Genomic DNA, 4,897 nt, shown 5'->3' with positions numbered 1-4,897 from the left:
GTATTATCCCTATCTTTCTCCCTTCTCTCTCCCATGCCTATCACCTATTTATGGTCCTATCTGCGAAAGTTTTTCGCATATCTGGAAACCTTCTCTGGACATAGGCCAGATGGCGAAAGTTTTTCGCATCACTGCTTTACTAATCCTAATCATAATCATCATTAGAATCATTTTCATCAAGTAGGAACTTCAATAATTCTAAAACCTTCTCACCGTTCTTTTTTCCAAATTTAAAAATCTTCGTCCTCATTATATCTTCTCTAAAAATCTTTATTACCCAAGATTTCATATGTCCATCGTAATACCAAGAAACATCAACCTTATCCTTCAATTCTCTTTTTTCAATTCTTTTGCATTCGACATCCATCATAGTAATACACCATTACCTAATCTGGATGGGGGAGGGGTTGTGCAGAAGGGGAGGGGAGAACCTACTCAATATCCAAAAGCCCACACTCAACAAGAATATCATAACCAAAATAACCCCCACCATAACACCACCAAGTTTTTTCATTTCCAAGTTTTAAAAATTTTATTAAAAATATATTATTAAATTTTTATAAAACTTTTATATAAATATTTCCATAACTCCGACAATGTTATATAAATGTTTATACTAAAATTATAATAAAGCTCATAAGAGGGATAAAATGAACATAAATAACAAATGCGAATGTAATGACGATAATTACATTACAATAAGAAAAAAAATGGGAAAATTAAAAGTTAAAGGACATATATACCCACAATTAACTTTACCATCCTTTTTAAGTGATATATGCGGAAAAGGTGTAGAAATAAAAATAATTAACAAGAAAAAATTTATCATAGAGGTTCTCGACTAACTCTTTTTTTATTATTAATAAGTAATAAAAATTATAAAATTTTTCATACTAAACAAAATAACATACTATACTATTTTTAGTGATTTTGTAAATAGCACTTATTTACTAAAAATAAGCAATATTTTTATTTTTTTTTTGTTTATTTCGTTTATAAACGCCTATTTTATAAACTCATTTTAAATCCCCCATTTACTAAAAATAAGCAATAATATTTAATAAATTGCGTTTATCTCTATTTTTAAACAATATTATATAAATACTGTTTAGAAATTGAGATAAACAGTAAATAAGAACATATAAGTATTATTTTTAGTAAATGAGGAATTTTAACAGATTTTATAAAAATTGTTTATTTTTTAAAATTAAACAATATCCTTACTTTATTTTATTTAATATCGTCTAATTATTCCCATTTACTAATTAGAATTTTCATTGAACACTTTTTCCGAAATTAGTAATAAAAATTATAAAATTTTTCATACTAAACTTTTTAGTAAAGTTTATATAATTGTTTTAAAAAAGTTTTAAAACATAGGGGCTGAGGTGGTGATATGAGTTTAAAGGAGGCAAAAAAATATATTGTTGATGCACTATTAAAGTCCCACAATAAGTCTATAATCTGGGATGATATATATAAGTATCTTATCAACATTTATCCGAAACCAACGGTCTCAAGAGCAAAATCTGAGCTTATAGATGAAGGGGTAATAAAAGAGATAAAAACTGTCGAAGGTAAAAAGATTATTTTGATTAGAGAACCAGAGCAAAGTTTTGGATTTGGATTCGGATTTAGTAGTAGTTTTGATGAAGATACAGTAATATTTGAACAAGTTAGGGATAAATTAATTAGGTATTTTAAGGAAGAGTATTTAGATAACATAGTGAATAGAGATGATTTTGTAGTTATTGATTTGGAGGAATTGTATAAATCTGGTATTCTTACTGGTTGTTTAGAATTTTTTGATATTCTTGTAGATGAACCAGAGAAAACATTAAATTTTATTAAGGAATGTTATGGAGATGCGTATTATAGTTTAAATAATGAAGAGCTTCCTGAGGATTTTGTTTTAACCGTTGAGAATATTCCAGACATATTTAAAGTAGTAAAGACAATTGATGAGATAAGAAGTAAGCATATTGGAAAATTGGTAGAATTTGAGGGTATTATTTCAATATCTTCGAAGGTGAAATCTTTTATAGCCAAAAAATGTTTTGTTTGTCAGAAATGTGGGCATGAATGGTTAGCAGATAACGACCTTTTTAATCCAATAAATGTTAAGAAATGTCCAAAATGTGGTGGTGATGTAGTTATTAATGAAAGTAAATGTATAAATGAAGATATACAAGAGTTGAAAGTTCAAATACCTTTAGAGCTTATGAAGAATCCAGATGACCCACCAAGGTATGTAACTGTTATATTAAAAAACAAAGTTGGGATTTATGCTGGAAGAGTTAAGATAGTTGGGATAGTTAAGAAAGTTAAGACAACAAGGAGAAAATTGGATGTTCATGATTTCTACATTGAAGGAATATATGCAAAAAGAGTAGATGGAGAATATAATATCGAAATATCAAAAGAGGATGAAGAGATATTTAAAAAGTTGGCTAAAAGGGATGATGTTATTGATTTATTAGCTGAAAGATTAATCCCAGAAATTGAAGGGCATAGATTAATAAAAAAAGCTGTTTTCTTACAACAAATAAAGGGAACTAAGAAAAGAAATAAAAGGAATAGTATCCATATTTTATTAATTGCAGACCCTGGGGTTGGTAAAACGGTTATATTAAGGAAAATATCTAAAATACCTGGCAACCTATACGCATCTATGACGACAGCAACGGCAGTAGGTTTAACTGCGGCAGTAGAGAGGGAAAGAACGGAAATTGGAGATAATACTTGGGTTGTGAAACCAGGGGTTTTAGTTAAAGCAAATAAAGGAGTTGCCTGTATTGATGAATTTGCATTAAAGAAGGATGCACATCAAGCTGTATTGGAGGCAATGGAAAGCCAAACAATCCACATTAGCAAAGGAGGGATTAATGCAAAACTTCCATCAGAAACATCTGTGTTAGCTGCATGCAACCCAAAGCATGGAAGATTTGACCCAGATAAATCAGTGTTTGACCAAATAGATATACATAAACCGTTATTGGATAGATTTGATTTGATTTTTCCAATTAAAGATATTTCTAATGAAAAAAATGATACACAGATAGCAGAGCATATTGTAGATACTGCAATATATGAAGCAATATCAGAGAGCCAAAATAAGGAAATTGAAGGATACGATTATGAGTTTATAGAAATAGATGGAAAAAAAGTAAAGATAGATTTTGATTTTATTGTTAAATACATATTATACGCAAGACAAAAATCTCCAATAATTAACAAAAAGGCAAAAGAAGTTATTGTTAATTTTTATGTAGAAATGAGAAAGAAACAACATGAAATTTCAGCAAGATTATTAGATTCAGTTATTAGGTTGGCTGAAGCTCATGCAAAAGCAAGATTAAAAGATGTAGTTGATGAAGATGATGCTAAAGAGGCAATAAGCATAATTTTAGAATACTTGAAAGAAACAGCTTATGACCACGAAAGTGGTATAATTGATATGAATAAAATTACATATGGAACTAAAAGCGAAAGAGAAAAGTTGGATAAGGTTTTAGAGATAATAAAAGAGATTTCAGAAGAGGAAGAAGATGGATTAGCTCCGTATGATAAGATTTTAGATTATTGTAAAGATTATGGCATAGACGAGAAGGAATTAGATAATATACTTAATAAATTGATGAGATTAGGGGATATAGATAAACCATACTCACATAAGTATCGGTTGCTATAACCCCCTCCCCTTCCGCACCAACCCCTCCCCCTTTATAGGACCAAATGTGATGAGGTTTATTGGTTGAGTATCATATTATATTTATTGAATTGATAAAGTTTTGAATAGGTGAAACTATGGCAACAACTTATGAGTTAATTATCTATGGTAAGGTTCAACATGTTGGATTTAGAGATAGGATAGAAAATATAGGTAGGGGCTTAGGCATTAATGGAATTATTTATAACTACAAAGATGTGACTGTTAGGATATTAGCAAACTTTAGTTCAGAGAGAAAAAAGAGGTTATTTAAAGAATTAATTAAAGAATTAGAAGAGGATGATAAGTTAATTAAGATAGATAAAATCGAAGAAAAGGCATTAAATACATACATTGAATTTCCAGAAGGGATTAATAGAATATCGGCAGATGATTTAATAGAGTTAAATAAAAAGTTGGATGAGGGAGTTAAGTATATTAAGTTTATATTTGGCGAGTTAGAAGAGCATAAAAAGATTTTAATTGAGATGAAAGATACGCTATATGAAATAAAGGAAATTCTTAAAAATAATAGTAATGCACAAAAATAATTAAAGCAGTTATGCGAAATATTTTCGCATATTGGCCTATAGAGTGGGAGGTATTTTATCCATCAACACCTTTTAGGTCGTATTTTGAAGGATTCTGAATCCATTTTAATATGTTTGGAACTCTGATTTTAAGGCATCTTTTAGCTTTTTTAGATTTATCTGTCCTCTTAGCTTTTGTTACGTTTTTACCTTCCATTTTTAGCAATTCCTCCCAAAGTTTTGTTAGAGTTTCCTTGTCTATTTCATGGCTTTCTAAATACTTGACAAGCTTATTTTTAGCCTCTAAGTATTCTTTTGTATATTCTAAGAGTTTATTAACTTTTGCTTTAGGCTTATCTTTGCTTTTATTCTTTTTCATGTGTTTTTTCTTTTTGTTACCTTTGTCTTCTTTTAAAACATCTCTCCAATTGACATTATCCTTTCCGTTATTTTCCTCTTCACATAGTTCTGGAATGTAATCAACTCCTTCAATATCATATTTATCTAATTTGTCTAAATTATCCAGCCAAGTAAAGAACCAATTATATAATTGTTTCTCGCTTTTTGCCTTATTGAGGTCTATAACATGCTTTGCTTTTGTCATCTCGTCTTTTTCTCTCTCTTCTTCATCCCTTTCTTCATTTATTTTCATAGCTTC

5 protein-coding genes are annotated in these 4,897 nt (G+C 29.2%); 3 read left to right on the top strand and 2 right to left on the bottom strand.

Going from position 1 to position 4,897, the window contains the following annotated elements; genetic code table 11:
* Positions 1-145 precede the first annotated feature (145 nt).
* The gene (locus tag HZY31_RS00025) at positions 146-370 is read right to left on the bottom strand and encodes a hypothetical protein (protein ID WP_297317443.1); all 225 of its coding nucleotides are present in this window, start codon (positions 368-370) and stop codon (positions 146-148) included.
* Between the two features lie 280 nt (positions 371-650).
* Here HZY31_RS00025 and HZY31_RS00020 point away from each other — a divergent pair, with 280 nt between their 5' ends.
* From HZY31_RS00020 to HZY31_RS00010, 3 genes are all read left to right on the top strand, one after another.
* Positions 651-845: a hypothetical protein gene (locus HZY31_RS00020; protein ID WP_297317442.1), complete on the top strand. Its 195-nt coding sequence runs from the start codon at positions 651-653 to the stop codon at positions 843-845.
* 551 nt (positions 846-1,396) lie between these two features.
* Positions 1,397-3,691 carry a minichromosome maintenance protein MCM gene (locus tag HZY31_RS00015; protein ID WP_297317441.1) on the top strand — a complete coding sequence of 765 codons (2,295 nt, stop codon included), beginning with the start codon at positions 1,397-1,399 and terminating at the stop codon, positions 3,689-3,691.
* Between the two features lie 116 nt (positions 3,692-3,807).
* The gene (locus tag HZY31_RS00010) at positions 3,808-4,260 is read left to right on the top strand and encodes an acylphosphatase (protein WP_297317440.1); all 453 of its coding nucleotides are present in this window, start codon (positions 3,808-3,810) and stop codon (positions 4,258-4,260) included.
* A gap of 55 nt (positions 4,261-4,315) precedes the next feature.
* Here HZY31_RS00010 and HZY31_RS00005 read toward each other — a convergent pair.
* Positions 4,316-4,897: hypothetical protein (locus HZY31_RS00005; protein WP_463671209.1), on the bottom strand; the 582-nt coding region annotated here is incomplete at its 5' end.

Origin of the sequence: Methanocaldococcus sp. (assembly GCF_024490875.1) — an archaeon.
Classification (GTDB): Archaea; AGJL01; Methanococci; order Methanococcales; family Methanocaldococcaceae; genus Methanocaldococcus.
Note: the sequence above shows the minus strand (reverse complement) of the source record. Positions and strands in the feature narration are given on the sequence as shown.